Here is a 16,755-nt window from a genome sequence, read left to right as displayed (position 1 = left end):
ACTCCAACTGGCGGAAGGCGCATCGGCCATTCTAGCCGAGCTTTTCGCCGGGGCTAAGTGCAAGACATCACACGAAGAAAGGTAAACGTGCTTTGGCGCGGCGTGACTTCTTCAATCCCGCCGCCGGCCGAATTTCGGCTTTACTCAGCCGGCCGGCCAATATCCCGATGCTCAGAACCGAAGCGTGATGTCTTTCGCTCCATAAACAAGCGGCCCGTGAGCAGAAAGCCACACTCCCCAAGAATAACAAGCTCGACTACCCGCGCTGGTTGACAGCAAACGCTCTTATGACATTATCCGCCCGGGATTTTCAGGAGAGCCACAGCATGAAGAAGATTTACGAGAAGCCTGTGTTGGTCCGCAAAGGCAAGCTTTCGACAATTGTCGCCGGCGGTCCTTCTACTGTTATCAATGGCGGCGGCCCGGCGAGCTGATCTGCCGGACAATCTGCTGTTGATGCCTGCCGACCCTGGCTCCTTCTTGCGATCCAGGAAATTCGCGGAACCGGCCATGAAGAAAACCTATGAGAAACCAAGGCTGGTCAAGAAGGGCAGGCTTTCGGCAGTCACCGCCAACGGCGCCACTTCGCTCACCTTCTGACCATTACAGCGCGTTGCACCGAAATTCAGGCAACGCGCTGCAATTCCTTGTTTTAATGCACTTCTTCTCCCGAAGCTGCGGCATCGTCTGGGCGACATAGTTCGTCTTTGACATATCCCATTCGTAAGCCGCCGCGCTTCGGCGACATGCATCAGAGCGCCAGCACGAGATCATCCAACACCATCTGCCAGTGATGTTTGGTCGACAGACGCACGCGCGTCACCGCCTTCAGCATCGGCGCGTATTGAACCGGCGCCAGCGCCGACAGCGTGACCTCGTCGCGCGCGATCAACTCGTCCCCCAGCCAGCTTTCGACCAGCGCGCTCTCCCCTTCCGAGCGCAGCCATGCGGCGCTCAGCATCACCGAATGGAAGCCGAAAGGCGCCGCACGGCCGAACTCTGCCGGATGGCCGCTGCTGGTATAGGCGATATAGGCGCCCGAGACGTTGCCGTTGACGTAGCCTTCGCTGTTCCTGGTGTGGTCACGCGACATGGCGTTGAGATTGTACCAGTCGAGCCCGGCGTACCCGGAAGGAATCTTGCTCAGGCCGCGCGTGGTGATGTCGTCGAAGCCGATGGTGCTGAGCGCCGCGTCGGGCTCAAGCGCCCCGGACGCAAGCAAGCCGAGGTCGGCCGGATAGGCCGACAGCGCGAGGCGCCGGTCGAACCCGCCGCCGGCGATCGCGACCTGATCGGCCTCGGCGGCGAGCGGGAAGCCGAAGGTGGTGGCCGCGCCGAGCGGGTGGCTTTCGAGCAGCTGGCCGTTGCCCATCACGGATAGGGTTGCGGTGGCCGCGGCCGGCGTCCTGCCGCTCACCATGCGCGCAGGGGTAAGGCCGACGGGCCTTGGCAGGCCCTCTCCGGCCAAACCGACAAGCGAGCCGGGCGCATCCGTCACGCGCACAGACTGGTTCTCGTTGGCGCCGCTGGCGCGCCAGCCGGGCGGCACGGAGACTGAAAAGCGAAAGGTTCCAGGCGAGCGGATCACGGCGCTGCGCCGCTTCGACGACATCGGGAAGTTGGCAAAACCGGCAGCGTTGCTTTGCGCCGCGACGATGAAGCGGCCGGACTCGTCGAACAGCCGCACCACGATGCCGGCAATCGGGCGGTCGGCCTGACCATAGGTTCCATCGCCGTCGACATCCATGAAGACGAAGGATGAGAAGTTCAGCTTGCCGGATGTCGGACCCCAGGCGGTGCGGGGTGCATAGTCGCCGGCCGGATTGGCACTGCCGCGCGCCCTGCGGCGCTTGCGCCGCCGGCGCAAAGCGAGCGCGATGAGGGCAATGGCGCCGGCGATGACAAGGACGGAGATGAAGAGAACGAGGGCGTTGTCAGCCACGGCGGGAGAGCGTTGGCTGGAGAAAAATACTCAAGCTGAAAAGCATAAGGTCCGCGTCCCCTCGTAGTCCTGCGAAAGCTAACGCGAGCCGTCGTTGCTGCACAGCCATTATTTGCGAGGGGCAGCGCTGACGTAATCTTCTCCCTTTGTTGTGGAAGAAGGTCAGGTCGCCAACTCCACCCACACCGGCGCATGGTCGCTGGCATTTTCCTCGGCACGCACCTCCCGATCGATGCCCGCTCCTTTCAGCTTCCGCACCAGCTTCTTCGACAACAGAATGTGGTCGAGCCGTAAGCCGGCGTCGCGCGGCCAGCGGTTCCGGCGGTAGTCCCAGAACGTGTAGAGCTTCTCCTCCTTCGGAAAGACCTTGCGCAGCGCATCCGTCCAGCCCTGATCGATCAGCGCCGCAAAGGCGGCGCGGCTTTCAGGCTGCACCAGCGCGTTGTCGTCATAGGAGCGGGTGGCGTAGATGTCGCGCGGCTCGGGCACAATGTTGAAGTCGCCGGCAAGCACCACCGGCAGGCCGGTGTCGAACAATTCGCTCGCATGCGCCGCGAAGCGCTGGTGCCAGGCGAGCTTGTAGGTGAATTTCGGCCCGGGCTGCGGATTGCCGTTCGGCGCGTAGAGGCAGGCAATCACGATGCCGTTGACCGCCGCCTCGATGTAGCGCGCCTGGCGGTCGGCATCGTCGCCGGGCAGCGCGTCGCGTGTCAGCACCGGCTCGGCGCCGCGAGCCAGGATGGCGACGCCGTTCCAGGTCGGCTCCCCCTTCCACACCGCGCCATAACCGGCCTTCGCCAGCCGGGTCAGCGGAAACTGCGTGTCGCGGGATTTCAGTTCCTGCAGGCAGACGACGTCGGGCTTGGCTTTGACGAGCCAAGCCAAGAGGTTTTCCAGCCGGCTGTTGATGTTGTTGATGTTGAAGGTGGCGAGTTTCATTTGCCGAAGACGCCTCTTCATTCGTCATCCTCGGGCTTGACCCGAGGATCCATGCCGTGACCATCGCCGTGGAACTCTGCGGGGGCAAAATTCTGAGCCGTTGCAATGCCTTAGCGTCACGGCATGGATCCTAGGGTCTGCGCCGCGTCGCTTCGCTCCTTGCTTCGCCCTAGGATGACGAAGCGAGAGGCGCCATCCGAGCTTTTATCGTCTCCGCCACCGTCTTCAGGTGATCCGCCACCGAAAAACCCGACACCGCCTTGCGGGGCTTGAGATCGTGGTCGCCGTCCTCCAGCCAGACCACCTCTATTGCCGCTGACAGCCCGTAGGTCGCGACCTCGTCCCTGGTGCCGAACTCGTCGCGCGTGCCCTGGAAGATCAGCGTCGGGGTCTTCAGGTCGGTGAGATGTTTTGTCCGCAGTTGCTCCGGCTTTCCCGGCGGATGGAAGGGGTAGCCCAGACAAACCAGGCCAGCGATCTCGCCCTTGGCAAACATCTCGTCGGCGACCATCGAGGCGACGCGCCCGCCCATCGACTTGCCGCCAATGATGAGCTTGCCGGTCAAGCCTTTGGCGCGCAGATCGCCGATCGCCTTGACATATTCCGGGTTCACCGTCTCGGCGCGCGGCGGCGGCTTGCGATGGCCAAAACGGCGCGCAGCCATGTAGTGGAACTCGAAGCGCGCGACGCGGAAACCGGCGGTGGCGAGAGCCTTCGCTGTCACGGCCATTGAGGCCGAGTCCATCGCCGCACCGGCGCCATGCGCGAGCAGGACGGTGACAGGGGCGGAGTCGGGGCCGTCGAAGAGGAAGTAGGTCATCGGGCGGGCTTCCTGGCAAGGCCGCACTCCGTCTCAGGCCCGAACATCTCGCTCACCGGCCATGTGCAAATCCACGAACTGGATCCCCTTCTGCGCCAGTCTTGCCCATTCGGACTCCGCGTCGAGCTCCAGATAGCGCGCCCACAGCCGGCGGGCTTCGGCCAGATTGCCGGCGTCGAACTCAAGCCGGGCCAGGTTGAACACCGGGTCGGCATAGGCCTTGTCGAGCGCCATCGCCTTCTGCAGGTGCCGCCGCGCCGACGCGACCTTGCCTTCGTCGCCCACCAAGCCGGCGAGGTTGAACCAGGCTTCGACGAAGCCGGGATCGAGCTTTATCGCGCGGGCATAATCATGCGCGGCTTCCGCTGCGCGGCCGGCGCCGCGCAGGCAGTTGGCGCGGTTGAAGGCGGCGATGGCATCTTTTGGATCGATCGCCATGCAGCGCTGGTAGAGCGCTGCGGCCTCGTCGTGCCGCCCCTCCTCTTCCGCGGCTTCCGCCTCGGCGAACAGCTCCTCCAGCGTGTCGTCTTCCGGTGAGCCGAGGTCGAAGAGAAGCTGGCCGTCGAGCTCGCTGCGGCCCTCGTCGAGATAGATCGCGTCCGGCCGGCCATGCTGCGAACCGAGATTGAGCGACTTGGCGGTGAGCGAGGCGACCGGGCCGGAGCGATGCACCGAGCGCGCGATCGCGCCCCATGTCGCGCCGCTGGCGATCAACCCGGCATATTTTCTGGCCAGGATCAGGTCGCGGAAGGAATAGGGTTCGCCGTCATGTTCGAAGGCGTCGAACAGCGACAGCATGTCGAGATCGCTGGCGGCAAGCCGCGACTGGTCGATCAGCGACTGCCGGGACAGCGACGACGCCTGAGGCGCCATCAACAAGCCGAGCAAGCGCAGGAAGCCGTTTTCGCTGACCAATTCGCGCCCGGCTTCGCGCTCGGCCTGCACGCGGCGCTCGATGTCGCCATCGCCCGTTCTTGCCGTGGCCGCCTTGGCCAGCAGCGTGCGGCCGAACACGACGTGGGTGGTGCGACGGGTGACGCCGCGCCTCAACTCGGCATGGCGGCGCTCGACCTCGCGCGCGGCGAGCCTGAGCGGAAACGCGGCCAGCGGGCCGACGGCGCCGAACACGGCGCCGGGGAGGATCACCGGCCCTCCCGTCACTTCTTGCTCTTGCCGGCGGCTTTCAACAGGTTCGCTTTCAGCGGGTTCTCAGGCGCGCCGCCGGCGGCGGCCGCCTTCTTGGCGGGCTTGGCCGGCGCCTCCTCGGCCTTGCTCTTCGACTTGGCCGGCGGCTTGGCCGACTGCGACAGGCTCGCTTTCAGCGCATCCATAAGGTTGATGACATTGCCGCGTTCGGGCGCCGCCGCGATGATCGGCTTGTGGCCTTTGAGCTTCTCGCGGATCATCCCCATCAGCGCCACTTCGTAGCGATCCTCGTAATTCTTCGGATCGAAATGAGTTTCCTTCTGCTTGATCAGCGCCTGGGCGAGATCGAGCATTTCCGGATCCGGCGTGCCGGCCGGGATGTTGCCGAAATATTCAGCCGTGCCGCGCACTTCGTTGGGGTTCCTCAAGGTGCAGACGAACATGCCGTTCTCGCGCGGGCCGATCGTCACCACGCGCTCGCGGCTGGAAAGGACCAGGCGGGCGATCGCCAGCTTGCCGGATCTGCGCATCGCTTCGCGCAGCACCGCGAAGGTCTCCTCGGCCATGGCGCCGTCCGGGGCAAGGTAATAGGGCGAGTCCTGATAGATGACGTCGACCTCATTCTCGTCGACGAAGGCCTCGATGTTCATCGTGTGGTTGGATTCGATCCGGACCGCGTCGAGATCGGCATCATCGATGATGATGTACTGCTTGTCCTCATACTCGTAGCCCCGGACCAGGTCCGAGCGTTCGACCAGGCCGAGTTCGGGGTCGACCGGCTTCATGTTGATGCGGTTGTGGGTCTTCTTGTGCAGCTGGTTGAACGAGATGCGCTCGCTCGCGCTGGTGGCCGGATAAAGCCGGACCGGACAGCTGACGAGGCTGAGCTTGAGGTAACCTTTCCAACTTGCCCTGGGCGCCATGATGAACTCCTACGCGGCCATGCACTGACAGTTTTACTTTTTTGGAAGCCTGATCTTTGCCGAAAACCGGTTTCCCACTTTTCGGGATCATGCTCCGGCGCTTCGTCCGAAGGACGGTTGGCGCTCCGGAAATGCTACACCGACCCTTGATGGTACATGCAAATTGCTGACGAAGTGTTCTTGGGCCGGTTGGCGCGGAGGATAATTCAAATTGTAGGAAGCGTCGATGGAGATGGAAACCGAACGCTGGCAGGACAGAGGGGGGTGTGACGGATCGCCAACGCCTGCGGTTTACTTTCCCTCAACCACCGGCAAATCCCTGGCGGCCTCGTCGATCTCCGCCCAGGGATCGCCCGAGGTCTCCAACAGTCCCGGCAGCGAGGCGTAGTTCAGATCCTCGGGCGCGTCGATAGCCTCCAGATCGGTCCAACTCATCGGGGTCGATGCCGGCAGGTTGGTGCGGGCGCGCAGCGAATAGGGAGCGGCGGAGGTGTGGCCGCGGGCGTTGCGGTGGAAGTCGATGAAAATGCGCTTCTTGCGGTTTTCCTTGCCCATGACGGTGACGAAAGTGTCGGGCGCGCTTGCCGCGAGCAAAGTGGAAATGGTGCTCGAGGCCTGGTGCAGTTTCTTCCAGTTCTGCTTGCGCGTCACCGGCACTGTGATGTGGATGCCCTTGCCGCCGGACGTCTTTGCAAACGGCACCAGGCCGAGGCTCTCCAGTCCGCCCTTGATGTGGACGGCCGCCTCGACCACCTCGCGCCAGGAAATCCCCTCGCCCGGGTCGAGGTCGAAGACGATCTGGTCGGGCTTGTCGAGCTTGGTGCGGTGCGTGCCCCAAGTGTGGAACTCGACGACGCCAAACTGCGCCAGTGCCAGATAGCCCTTGGCGTCCTCGACCGAGAGGTAGGTCTTGGGCTCGCCTTCCGAACTGATGCTCTCGAACACCGCCACCGAAGGCGGCATGCCGGTGAAGGCGTGGCGTTGGAAGAAGCAGTCCTGCGGCCGCCCCGTCGGGCAGCGCACCAGCGACACCGGGCGGCCGATGATGTGCGGCAGCATGAAATCGCCTACCAGCGCGTAATAGACGGCAATGTCGAGCTTGGTCGGCCCGGTCTTGCCGAACAACCGCCGCTCCGGATTGGTGACCCAGATGGTGGCGAGGTCGGACTCGGCGATCAGCCGCTTGCGCTTGACCGCAACCGGCGTGGTCAGGCCGCCGACATCGCGCAGGCCGCGGAAGACGCCGTGGCGGATCGCATTGTCGGCGGTGCGGTTCGAATAACGGACGCGTGCTGACAGCAGCGGCTTCACCCAATGCATCTCGCGCATGATCTCGCGCGGCACGCCTTCGGGCGGCGTGGCGCCGGCGGTCAGCCGCTCCAGCCGGGTCAGCAGGTCGGTCGCCATGTCGCGGTCGAAGCCGGTGCCGACCTTGCCGCGATAGTGCAATTCGCCGTCGACGAACTCGGCCATGCCGAGCGCCGCAAGCCCTTCCGCCCGGTCGGAGACGGTGTAGCCGGCGATGACGAAGTCATCCGTCTTTTGCGCCTTGGCTTTGGTCCAGCTCTTGGTGCGGCCGCTCATGTAGATGGCATCGGCGCGCTTGGAGACGACGCCTTCCAGCCCAAGGTCCGAGGCCTGGTCGTAAAGCCCGCGCCCATCGCCCTCGACGTGGTCGCTGTACTGGATGGCGGAGTTTGCCGCCTGGCCGGCGAGCAGTTCGGCAAGCAGCGCCTTACGCTTCTGCAGCGGCGCCCTGCGCAGGTCCCAGCCATCGAGATGCAGGAGATCGAAGGCGTAGAAATGCAGCTTCGAGCCGGCGCCCTGGGCCAGCGCGTCCTGCAGCAGCGCGAAGCGCGAGATGCCCTTGTCGTCCAGCACCATGATCTCGCCGTCGATGATCGCCCGGCTGGCCGGCAGCCGCGAAAAAGCCTGCGGCAGGTCGCCGTAGCGCTTGGTCCAGTCGAGGCCGCCGCGGGTGATCAGCCGCACATTCCCGTCCACGACATGCGCCATGGTGCGGTAGCCGTCGAATTTGATCTCGTGCAGCCAGAGCGTGCCGGTGTCCTCGCCACCGGGCGGCTCGCTTACCTGCGCGGCGAGCTGCGGCTCGATGCGGCTTGGCGGGTCTGCCTTGACCGCGCCGGGCAGCGCGCCGGGTTTCAGCGAGCCAGGTTTCGGCGGCAGGCGCTGCGGCTTCTTCGGCGGCGCCGCCAGTTCCTCGATGCGCCGGCCCGACTTGACGCTTTCCGGCCGCGCTTCGAGAATGTCGAGCTCGGAGTCGGAGGCGAGATCGCGCTCCTTGAAAAGCAGCCAGTTCTTCTTGTTCTCGTCCTCGCCGGGCTTGGGCTTCAGCCGGGTCAGCATCCAGCCGCCATTGAGCTTCTGGCCGGCGAGGCGGAACTTGAAGGCGCCGGTGCGCAGGCTCTTTTCGACATCCTCCATCGGCGCCCAGGTGCCGGTGTCCCAGACGATCATCGGCCCGCCGCCATACTCGCCCTCGGGGATGACGCCCTCGAAGTCGATATATTCGATCGGATGATCCTCGGTCTCGACCGCGAGGCGCTTGTCGGCCGGATTGAGCGAGGGCCCGCGCGGCACCGCCCAGCTCTTCAGCACGCCGCCGACTTCGAGGCGCAGATCGTAGTGATCGGCGGTGGCGTGGTGCTTGTGGATGACGAAGCGATTGCCGCTTTCGCCTGCCGTGCCGCCCGCCGGTTCTGGGGTGCGGGAGAATTCGCGCTTGGCGCGGTAGGTTTTGAGTTGGGGAGCTGGCATGGGTTAAGTGCCGAAGCGCGTAGCCGACAGTGGCAAGGGCCGCGATCCTTCGCGCCCCCGAGCCCGCGCGGTCGTCATCCTCGGACTTGACCCGAGGATCCATGCCGTGACCTTTACCGCCGAGTGCAGCCGAGCAGAACTTGGACCGTCGTGACGCGTCCAGGTCACGGCATGGATCCCAGGGTCTCCGCGACGTCGCTTCGCTCCTGCTCCGCCCTGGGATGACGAAGGCACTCCACTCAATCGTCGGTTGCCGGCGTCAATTCCAGCTCGGCCGGCGTCAGACCCTGCCGCAGCTGGCTCAGCCGGAATTCGTCGACCCAATAGGCCTCGCCGTCGACCAGCACGCGGGCGCTGTAGGTGCCGCCGGAAAAGCTCTGCGCAGTGACGTAGACCTTGTGGCGGTCGAGCGCCTTCTTCACCGCGGCGCGGCGGGACTTTTCTCTGGCGACGGGACTGGCCATGGCTCACTCTGTAGACGCTGGCGCTGAACAGTCTCTAAGGATGAATGAGAGCGGGGGGCGAGTCAATTTGGCGGGGCGACGGAGCGCCAAGCTCCCGTCAAGCGGGCGAGACGGCCGGCAGGCCAGACAAGAGAGGCACCGGAAGGACCGAGGCGTTTGAGCCAATAAGGGCCGCCGCTTTGTTGCTATCGATCTTCCAACAAGAAACTACGATGCGTCGGCGGGACAGCGCCCCCTCTGCTCTGCCGGCATCTCCGCCACAACAAGGGGAAGATTGGCTGTCGCCAGCGCCGCGCCCTATCTTGGAGTGCAACGAGGGAAGCACATGTCTCACATCCGGGCGATGACGAAGAACGATCTGCCAGCCGTCTCGCGGCTGCTGGGAGGATCCTGGCGGCGGACCTATTCGCCGATCATGGGTGAGGAAACCGTGGCCCGGCTCTCCGACGAAAAACATGCGCCCGACAAGCTCGCCGAAGAGCTCGCCGACGACAACAAGATGTCGTTCGTGGCCGAGCGGACCGACGGCTCGATCGCCGGCTATGCGATGGCAGCGATGGACGAGAGGGGCGATGTCATGCTCGACCGGCTGCATATCGAGCCGGAAGAGTTCGGCAGCGGCCTCGCCGTCGACCTCTTGCACGCGGTGCTTGCGGCCCATGCCGGCATTCCAAGCATCGCCCTGGAGGTGATCGAGGGCAATGAGCGGGCGATCGCCTTCTACCGCAAGCACGGCTTCGAGGTGGTCGAGCGCCGGCCGGCCGCACATGGCGTCGGCGGCCATGCCTCGCTGATCATGCGCCGAATGCTGCCGATGGCTTGAGGCCGCGCTGGACGCATCGCGTCCCGGCATTATAATTTCGCGGGCGCTAATTTCTTATCGGAGACAGATGAATGAGCCTCGGCAAGCAGAAACTCGGCAGCCAGGGGCTCGTCGTGTCGGCCATCGGCCTCGGCTGCATGGGCATGAGCCAATCCTACGGCCCGGCCGACGAAGCGGAGTCGATCGCGACGATCCACCGGGCGATCGAGCTTGGCTGCACCTTCCTCGACACGGCCGAGGTCTACGGGCCTTTCATCAACGAGGAGCTGCTTGGACGCGCGCTGAAGGGCCGGCGCGACGAGGTGACGATCGCGACAAAATTCGGCTTCCGCATCGTCGACGGCAAGCAGGATGGCACCGGGCGCGACAGCCGGCCGGAGCATATCCGCGAGGTGGTCGAGGCTTCGCTCACGCGGCTCGCGACCGACCGCATCGACCTGCTCTACCAGCACCGCGTCGACCCTGATGTGCCGATGGAGGATGTCGCGGGCGCGGTAGGCGAGCTGGTGGCGGAGGGCAAGGTGCGCTTCTTCGGCCTGTCGGAGGCGGGGGTTTCCAACATCCGCCGCGCCCATGCCGTGCACCCGGTCTCGGCGCTACAAAGCGAATATTCGCTGTGGGAGCGCAATCTCGAGCCCGAGATCATCCCGGCGCTTGCGGAACTGGGCATCGGGCTGGTGCCGTTCGCACCGCTCGGCCGCGGTTTCCTCGCCGGCGACGTGAAGCGGGCGGAAGACTATCCCGAAGGCGATTTCCGGCGCGGCGACCCGCGCTATCAGGGTGAGAATTTCGACGCCAATGTCGCCGCGGCCGCCACGGTCCGCGAGATCGCCGTCGCCAAGGGGGTCAAGCCCGGCCAGGTGGCGCTCGCCTGGCTGCTGGCCAAGGGGCCGGAATTCGGCATCGACATCGTGCCGATCCCCGGCACCAAGCGACGGACCTATCTGGAGGAGAATGTCGCCGCCGCCGACATCAAGCTCGACGCCACCGAGATGCTGGGGCTCGACATGGCGCTGACGCCTGAGAAGGTATCGGGGCCGCGCTATAACGAGCGGACGATGTCGATGGTGGATCGGTAGGCATTCAGCTAATCTCCCTCCTCGAGGGGGAGATCAACTCGGTCGATCCTACTGCTTATTGCAATCCGCCAGCGCCGCCATCGCCTTCTTGGCCTCGGCCTCGCTGGCGTATCTCTTCTTGCCCAGATCGACGACAAGCGTTCCGTCGGGCTTCTTCGGCACGATCTCGCATTGTTTCGAAACGGCGTCCCTGGCGACCCACCATTCCTCGGCCGCGACAGCAGGCAGGCTGGCAATGCCGGTAGCGAGGATTGCGATAGCGACGGTGCGAACCATTCCTGGCCTCCATTGTCGGTTGCTGGAAAGCAGGCCGGAGTTGCCGGCGCCGTTCGTCGACGAAGCCAGCACACTGCCTTGGGCGAACGCCCTCCCCGGGCCTTCTGTTCCGGCTCAGCCGTGATCTCGGGAGTCACACGCCCGCATGCTGGCGTCCAATCTAACTTTTTGTGAGGATATCGGCGCTAACCTCCGCGCGAGGCAACCAGAGATTTCACGTGCACGCCCTCGTCGACGATTTTTCCGAGTACCATGTCCCGCCGCGACGCATCCTGATGCACCATCCGCGGCATGGTTCATCGCTGAGGGCACTGTCGCAGGAGCGGCTGGTCGAATTGAACTTCCTCGACCTGCCGCATGTCGAGGAATTCTATGCCGAGTACGATGCCTTCGCCGCGTTGGTCGCAAACCATGTCGAGACGCTCTACCTCGAGGACGTGCTCGGCGATCACGTGCCGTACCGATCCGAGTCATCCGTCAACCCCAATCTGATCTTCATGCGCGACAGTTCAGTGACCCTGCCTTGGGCGCCGGCGAAATTCATACCCGCACGCCCTGCTCTGCCCAGCCGGGCTGCCGAGGCCGGGATCGTCAGCCATGCGCTGAAGCGGCTCGGCATGGCCCCGCTCACGCATCTGGAGAACGACGAATATCTTGAAGGCGGCGACGTCCTTCCGGTGACGTTCGACGGGCGCCGCGTGCTGCTCGTCGGCTTCGGCGTCAGGACGACCAAGGCGGCAGCTATCAAACTTGCGCTCGATCTCATCCCCGACCATGTCGACTACATCATCGGCCTCTCGCACGATCCGGCGTTGCTGCATCTCGACACCGGCTTCACCGTGCTGCCCAACAAGGTGATCCTGGCCGCCGCGGGCATGTTCGGCGCCGGCTTCCTGATCGATGAGAACCGGCGGCTCAACCCCGTCAATCCGCTCGCCTATGCCGAAGCGCTCGGTTGCTCAATCGTGCGCTGCGACAAGGCCGACGCCATCGCCCATGAACGCTGCAACCTCCTGCCGCTGGGCAACCGCCGCTACCTCGCGTTCGACATGCCGGCAGAACTCAAGGCAACGCTGGAGCAGGCGGCAGGCGTGACCATCGAGCGAGTCAAGGGCACCGAGATCGCCAAGGCCACCGGCGGTGTGCACTGCCTGACGAGGCCGCTTTACTGCTGACGCCGGCGCGGCTCGGACCTTGAATCATCGCGCGGCTCGCAACGTCTGTTTTGTCCTTTGCCGATGAAACCGCTGTGCGGCTTCGACGAACCCGGCAGCCGAGACAGCTGCCCGGCGACGACTGCCAGGCTCTCAAAGCTTGTCGTATTTGATGTTCGAGGCGACGTACTCGTTCTTGAGTCGGCGTTGGCCGCCTTCGAACGGTCCGGTGTTGAAGGCGAACACCCTGGGCTCGGGCATGTTGTCGGCAGTGGCCGTCCGCTTCCAGGCGTTGAGAAAATCGCCGTTCATGGCGGCCAGCTTCTCGAACACCGTCTCCTGCAACATCTCGGCGGGAAACGGCAGCGTCGCGCCCTCCACCAGTTCGACCGCCACCTCCATGCGCTTGTTGTGCGCGGCGTCTTCGTAGGAAATGAGGCGAAAAGTCGACAGTACCGGCGCCAGCACGTCGAGGCCGAACAGGATCTCTCGCAGGCTGTCCGGCGTGACCTTGGCTCCGTAATACTCGATCGACATATCGGAGCGGCCGTAGATGAACAAAAGAGGCAGGTCGAGGATACGGCCGCTGTTCTTCAAAATGTTGCTATGCCCGGCTTCGCGCAGGATGCGCTTCAACTCGCTGAAGCGCAGCACGTGGCCGCGATCGTGGATGTTATAGCGGATCTTGGGCGAGATGTTGTAAGGCCGAGAAATGGTTGCCACCAATTCGCCCCTGGCGTTCTCCTCCAGGTAGTAGGCCAGCGGATTGTACTGGAAGATCATCGGCGTGACGCCGTATTCCGTCCGCACGATGGCCTTGCGCAGCCGCTCGTCGCCGAGCAGCGCGCGGCGCAGGTTGATGGTGAGTTCGCTTTCGAGCGCCAGGTTGACCTCAAGATCGGAGGCGCCGTAGCTGCCGATCACACGCCGGAATTTCTTCAAGAGATAGCCACGGAGGCTCTCCGAGACGCCTTCGCCGCCGAAGGCCGCATCGATGGTATATTTCGACCAGTCCAAACGCGGGTCGTCGACCAGCGTCTTCAGGAACGGCGGATAGCCCATCACAACATAGCGGAAGCGCGGCCCGAACTCGTTTATGGTGTTGACGATCTTATCGAGGTTCGGCCCCGTCGATTTCAGGATTGTCGTGTCGGTCAGCGAGATCGCCACATTCATGCCTGTCGCCCACGCGCCGAGCGCGAACGCATTGAGGATGAACAGGGTCTCGTCCTCGCCGGTGATGCGCAGGAACGTCATCTGCATCATCTGCTTGGTGATCATCCGCTCGGTCTTGCCGCGCACCCAGCTGGTCGGCATGCCACTGCTGCCGGAGGACTCGTCGACCATCACGCCCATCGACGGCAGCTTGCCATCCAGCAGACGTTCCTCCTGCGGATATTCCTTGACGTAGGATTCCTTGTCCATCTCCGGAATCGAACTGAGGTCGGGCTTCGTCACATGATCGAGCATGATCTCGGGCTTGCCGCCGAGCCGGTCGATATAGTCTCGATAGGCCGGAACCCGCCTGTAGGCATGATAGAAATTCGCCCAGGCGCGCCACGCGCCGATGCCCCAGCGCAGCCGCTCGAAGCCGGGAATGAGCAATATCTTGTAAGCATGCCGCGAAGACGCGAATGCCCGCTCGACGACGTTGACCAGCGCGACAAGCGCAAGGAAGAAGGGCCGTACCGCCCGCTTGATCAGCCGCATAGGATGATGTCCTCGTAGGGGAGCCGGTAGCTCAGCGGCGGCGGCTGGCTCTTGCCCAGCCGGAGCAGCAGCCAGACCATGTCGGCGCCTCCTTTTTCGTCCGGCATCCTGAAATAGCCGATCATGTTGGTGCGCGCCTCGTCTGAGGTGATGACCGAGCCATAAGGCTGCCAGTAATAGCCATGGCGAGTAACGATGAGCCACAGCCGGAACATGGTCGTGCCGGCACGAAACCAGTCCTCCATGGTGACGTAAGGACCGCGCAGCCAGCCGATGGTGCCGACGCCCTTCATGCTGCGGCCGTAGATGAGGCCCACGAGGCTCTTGATGCCGGGCAGGGTCCAGAAGCCAGGCCTGGTGAAGAAGCTTTTGAGCAGAAACGCCGAGAAGCCGAGGCAGCGCGCCGAGAGGCCGTCGCCGGTGATGTCTTCCTCGCGCGTGCCGAAACGCAGCCACCGCACCAGTTCCTTGCGGATGGGCACGTTCTCCATGTCGTGGAAAAGCGCCTGGCGATTGAGCTCGATCACCCAGTCGATCGCCTCGGCGTCGTTGCGCGCCTCGAAGCGATGGCCGGTTCGAAGGGCTTCGGCCTGCATCTCGCCAAGCAGCGTCTGCGGGATCGCGCGACCGTCATAGGGAAGCCGGGAGGTGTGGCGGTCGAGGATCAGCCGGGGATCGAAATCCGCAATCGGCGCGATCGCCGGGCGCAGCGTCAGCCTCGATATGACCTGGGGCGTCTGGGTGTCGCCACCCTTGTACATCGGAGAGAAGTCGGTTGCGCAGTCGAGCTCGAAGCCCAGGCCATGCGCTGCGATTGAACATATCTCGGCAAAGATGCCAGCGGTGAGCCAAGTGAAGCGACCCTCCGGGTCGGCCACATAAAGTCCACGCCGCGGCAGGAACACGATCTCCGCCTCGCGATCGTTTAGGATACGGAGCCGGAAAGGCTGCGTGTTGTGCGGGCTGGGGCAGCTCACCGCATAGCGGGCAATCTTCCGCCATTGTTCCGATGACTTCGCGTCGTCTTCCTGCACGCTATTGCGCTCCGCCAATTTCGACCAGGCAATAGCAAACAAACAATACGAGACGGTAAGTTCAAATGGCTAATGAATACTTTTGAAACACCCTACATCATTCCGGGGCAGCGCCTGAGAAGCGGCACCCCGTTTCGTGCCCATCAACCGCCCGAATGCGGGTCGATGCTGTAGGGATGCACGGGATAGCCTGAGCCGATCGTCCCGCTCACCCGATCGATCCAGGCGCTGACCGCCGGATAGTCGGCAAGCGAAAAGCCGCAATCCTCGGCGCGATGGCCGTAGGCATAGACGGCGATGTCGGCGATGGTGAGCGAGCCGCCGACAAGGAACGGGGTGTCCTGCAGGCTGCGCTCGAGAGCGCCAAGCGCGCGGGCGCCCGCCTCACGCTTGCCGGCCACCATCGGCTGATTGCGGTCCAGCCGCCCGGTCAGCGACCAGAAGCGCAGCGAGCCGATGACCGGCTCGACATAGTACTGCTCGAAGAACAGCCACTGCATGGCCTTGGCGCGCGTGAGCCGGTCCGCCGGCAGGTAGGGCGTCCCCTCCGCGACGCAAGCGAGGATGGCGTTGGATTCGGCGATCGCCGCCCCATTCTCCACGGCGAGCACGGGAACGGCGCCGGCCGGATTGAGCTTCAGGAAGGCCTCCGTACGGCTCTCGCCCTCGAAGATCGAGACGATCCGGGTTTCATAAGCGATGCCGAGCAGGCCAAGCAGGACACGAACCTTCCAGGCATTTTGCGAGGGCAGATAATCGTAGAGCGTGAGCATGGGTGCGTCCCTCCTTGGCCAGGCTGGCTTCGCATGGGGCGCGCGCGGGCGCTACCCGATTTATGCGCCTTGATTTCCTCCCTTGAGGGGGGAGATGTCGCCGAAGGCGACAGAGGGGGTCGTCTCCCGTAAATCGTCAGCGTCGTGTTCGTGGCGGACCGCGTAAGGCGCTGCGACCCCCTCTGGTCTTCCGACCATCTGCCCCTCAAGGGGGGAGATCGGCAGTTCCGCCACGCCTCACCCCGCGATATCCCTCGCCACCGCCTGCGCCTCGATGCCGATCTCGCGCAGCAGGCCGGTGACCGGATTGTAGAAGCCGACGAGGTAGACACCCAGCGCCGTCGCGCGTGGATTCACTCCACTCTTCCCCGGCCGCAGCTCCGCCGGCAGGATGCCGTCATAGCCAGGACGGTAGCCCGTGGCGAAGATTACGGCGTCGAAGTTTTGCTCCTGCCCGCCGGCGAATGTTGCGCCGTCCTCGGTGAAGCTGACGATATCGGGGAGAATGCCGATCCTGCCCGCCTTGATCGCTGCTACAGTTCCGACATCGATGACGGGAATGCGGCCGGCGTCGATCTGCTTGAGGATGCCTTCCTTCGGCCTGACGATGCCGTATCGCTCCAGCCTGCCCAGCGCAAGGTCGAGGATTTTCGGGAACATCCAGTCGTTCAGCGCCCGCGGCATCGGCCGGCTGGCGATGCCGACCATCTGGATCGGCACGCCGAAAAGCTGGCGCGGCACGATGTGGACGCCCCTGCGCACCGAGATCGTCGGATGCGCGCCGCTCTCGGCAAGGTCGAGCGCGATCTCGGCGCCGGTGTTGCCCATGCCGACGACCAGCACGTTCCTGGCCGTATAGGGCGTGGCCTCGGTGTAGGCGGCGCTGTGCAGCAC

General features: G+C 64.3%; 16 protein-coding genes and 1 pseudogene. 5 read left to right on the top strand and 12 right to left on the bottom strand.

The genetic code is table 11. The annotated features are described in order from the left end of the window. Positions 1 to 326 precede the first annotated feature (326 nt). A complete protein-coding gene (locus tag EOA49_RS23100) occupies positions 327 to 434 on the top strand; it encodes a hypothetical protein (RefSeq protein WP_095824524.1) in 108 nt (35 codons plus the stop codon). Positions 435 to 510: 76 nt separating this feature from the next. Further along, positions 511 to 600: a lasso RiPP family leader peptide-containing protein gene (locus EOA49_RS32785; protein ID WP_164746769.1), complete on the top strand. Its 90-nt coding sequence runs from the start codon at positions 511 to 513 to the stop codon at positions 598 to 600. Between the two features lie 151 nt (positions 601 to 751). Here the strand turns inward: EOA49_RS32785 and EOA49_RS23090 are convergent, their stop codons facing one another. The 7 genes from EOA49_RS23090 to EOA49_RS23060 form a co-directional block, all read right to left on the bottom strand. Next, entirely contained in the window at positions 752 to 1,942 is a 1,191-nt protein-coding gene (locus EOA49_RS23090) for a hypothetical protein (protein ID WP_127240624.1), read from the bottom strand. A gap of 162 nt (positions 1,943 to 2,104) precedes the next feature. Then, on the bottom strand, positions 2,105 to 2,881 hold the full coding sequence (xth, locus tag EOA49_RS23085; RefSeq protein WP_127214362.1) for an exodeoxyribonuclease III: 777 nt from the start codon (positions 2,879 to 2,881) through the stop codon (positions 2,105 to 2,107). Between the two features lie 169 nt (positions 2,882 to 3,050). Beyond that, complete coding sequence (locus EOA49_RS23080) at positions 3,051 to 3,701, bottom strand: alpha/beta family hydrolase (RefSeq protein WP_067322510.1); 651 nt, start codon at positions 3,699 to 3,701, stop codon at positions 3,051 to 3,053. Positions 3,702 to 3,734: 33 nt separating this feature from the next. After that, positions 3,735 to 4,847, bottom strand: coding sequence for a tetratricopeptide repeat protein (locus EOA49_RS23075; RefSeq protein WP_127241964.1), 1,113 nt, complete (start codon positions 4,845 to 4,847; stop codon positions 3,735 to 3,737). Between the two features lie 11 nt (positions 4,848 to 4,858). Then, positions 4,859 to 5,770: a Ku protein gene (locus tag EOA49_RS23070; protein WP_095801394.1), complete on the bottom strand. Its 912-nt coding sequence runs from the start codon at positions 5,768 to 5,770 to the stop codon at positions 4,859 to 4,861. Positions 5,771 to 6,061: 291 nt separating this feature from the next. After that, on the bottom strand, positions 6,062 to 8,548 hold the full coding sequence (gene ligD, locus EOA49_RS23065; protein WP_127243367.1) for a DNA ligase D: 2,487 nt from the start codon (positions 8,546 to 8,548) through the stop codon (positions 6,062 to 6,064). A 239-nt stretch (positions 8,549 to 8,787) separates the two neighbouring features. Beyond that, on the bottom strand, positions 8,788 to 9,012 hold the full coding sequence (locus EOA49_RS23060) for a hypothetical protein (protein ID WP_067322499.1): 225 nt from the start codon (positions 9,010 to 9,012) through the stop codon (positions 8,788 to 8,790). 325 nt (positions 9,013 to 9,337) lie between these two features. Between EOA49_RS23060 and EOA49_RS23055 the strand changes: the two genes are divergently transcribed. Beyond that, positions 9,338 to 9,835 carry an N-acetyltransferase gene (locus tag EOA49_RS23055; protein WP_066998508.1) on the top strand — a complete coding sequence of 166 codons (498 nt, stop codon included), beginning with the start codon at positions 9,338 to 9,340 and terminating at the stop codon, positions 9,833 to 9,835. 71 nt (positions 9,836 to 9,906) lie between these two features. Further along, positions 9,907 to 10,914: an aldo/keto reductase gene (locus EOA49_RS23050; protein WP_127242108.1), complete on the top strand. Its 1,008-nt coding sequence runs from the start codon at positions 9,907 to 9,909 to the stop codon at positions 10,912 to 10,914. 48 nt (positions 10,915 to 10,962) lie between these two features. Here the strand turns inward: EOA49_RS23050 and EOA49_RS23045 are convergent, their stop codons facing one another. Next, on the bottom strand, positions 10,963 to 11,190 hold the full coding sequence (locus EOA49_RS23045) for a hypothetical protein (RefSeq protein ID WP_067322490.1): 228 nt from the start codon (positions 11,188 to 11,190) through the stop codon (positions 10,963 to 10,965). A gap of 218 nt (positions 11,191 to 11,408) precedes the next feature. Between EOA49_RS23045 and EOA49_RS23040 the strand changes: the two genes are divergently transcribed. Further along, complete coding sequence (locus EOA49_RS23040; protein ID WP_127243366.1) at positions 11,409 to 12,365, top strand: arginine deiminase family protein; 957 nt, start codon at positions 11,409 to 11,411, stop codon at positions 12,363 to 12,365. Positions 12,366 to 12,497: 132 nt separating this feature from the next. Here the strand turns inward: EOA49_RS23040 and EOA49_RS23035 are convergent, their stop codons facing one another. The 4 genes and pseudogenes from EOA49_RS23035 to EOA49_RS23020 all read right to left on the bottom strand — a co-directional run. Then, a complete protein-coding gene (locus EOA49_RS23035; protein WP_127243365.1) occupies positions 12,498 to 14,054 on the bottom strand; it encodes a CoF synthetase in 1,557 nt (518 codons plus the stop codon). Then, complete coding sequence (locus EOA49_RS23030; protein WP_127242167.1) at positions 14,045 to 15,088, bottom strand: hypothetical protein; 1,044 nt, start codon at positions 15,086 to 15,088, stop codon at positions 14,045 to 14,047. Before EOA49_RS23030 ends, EOA49_RS23035 begins: the two co-directional genes overlap by 10 nt. A gap of 143 nt (positions 15,089 to 15,231) precedes the next feature. Next, positions 15,232 to 15,861: a glutathione S-transferase family protein gene (locus EOA49_RS23025; protein ID WP_095801398.1), complete on the bottom strand. Its 630-nt coding sequence runs from the start codon at positions 15,859 to 15,861 to the stop codon at positions 15,232 to 15,234. A gap of 237 nt (positions 15,862 to 16,098) precedes the next feature. Beyond that, positions 16,099 to 16,755 (bottom strand): annotated as a pseudogene (locus EOA49_RS23020) (NAD(P)/FAD-dependent oxidoreductase); the annotation flags it as partial.

Origin of the sequence: Mesorhizobium sp. M1A.F.Ca.IN.020.04.1.1 (assembly GCF_003997315.1) — a bacterium.
Lineage (GTDB): Bacteria > Pseudomonadota > Alphaproteobacteria > Rhizobiales > Rhizobiaceae > Mesorhizobium.
The sequence above is the reverse complement of the archived record's forward strand: the minus strand, read 5'-3'. Positions and strand labels throughout refer to the sequence as shown.

Excerpts from the sequence above, each read along its gene's own strand:
- xth (WP_127214362.1), bottom strand. The coding sequence starts at position 2,881 with ATGAAACTCGCCACCTTCAACATCAACAACATCAACAGCCGGCTGGAA.
- EOA49_RS23035 (WP_127243365.1), bottom strand. The coding sequence starts at position 14,054 with ATGCGGCTGATCAAGCGGGCGGTACGGCCCTTCTTCCTTGCGCTTGTC.
- EOA49_RS32785 (WP_164746769.1), top strand. The coding sequence starts at position 511 with ATGAAGAAAACCTATGAGAAACCAAGGCTGGTCAAGAAGGGCAGGCTT.
- EOA49_RS23045 (WP_067322490.1), bottom strand. The coding sequence starts at position 11,190 with ATGGTTCGCACCGTCGCTATCGCAATCCTCGCTACCGGCATTGCCAGC.
- EOA49_RS23070 (WP_095801394.1), bottom strand. The coding sequence starts at position 5,770 with ATGGCGCCCAGGGCAAGTTGGAAAGGTTACCTCAAGCTCAGCCTCGTC.
- EOA49_RS23055 (WP_066998508.1), top strand. The coding sequence starts at position 9,338 with ATGTCTCACATCCGGGCGATGACGAAGAACGATCTGCCAGCCGTCTCG.
- EOA49_RS23100 (WP_095824524.1), top strand. The coding sequence starts at position 327 with ATGAAGAAGATTTACGAGAAGCCTGTGTTGGTCCGCAAAGGCAAGCTT.
- EOA49_RS23080 (WP_067322510.1), bottom strand. The coding sequence starts at position 3,701 with ATGACCTACTTCCTCTTCGACGGCCCCGACTCCGCCCCTGTCACCGTC.
- EOA49_RS23060 (WP_067322499.1), bottom strand. The coding sequence starts at position 9,012 with ATGGCCAGTCCCGTCGCCAGAGAAAAGTCCCGCCGCGCCGCGGTGAAG.
- ligD (WP_127243367.1), bottom strand. The coding sequence starts at position 8,548 with ATGCCAGCTCCCCAACTCAAAACCTACCGCGCCAAGCGCGAATTCTCC.
- EOA49_RS23050 (WP_127242108.1), top strand. The coding sequence starts at position 9,907 with ATGAGCCTCGGCAAGCAGAAACTCGGCAGCCAGGGGCTCGTCGTGTCG.
- EOA49_RS23025 (WP_095801398.1), bottom strand. The coding sequence starts at position 15,861 with ATGCTCACGCTCTACGATTATCTGCCCTCGCAAAATGCCTGGAAGGTT.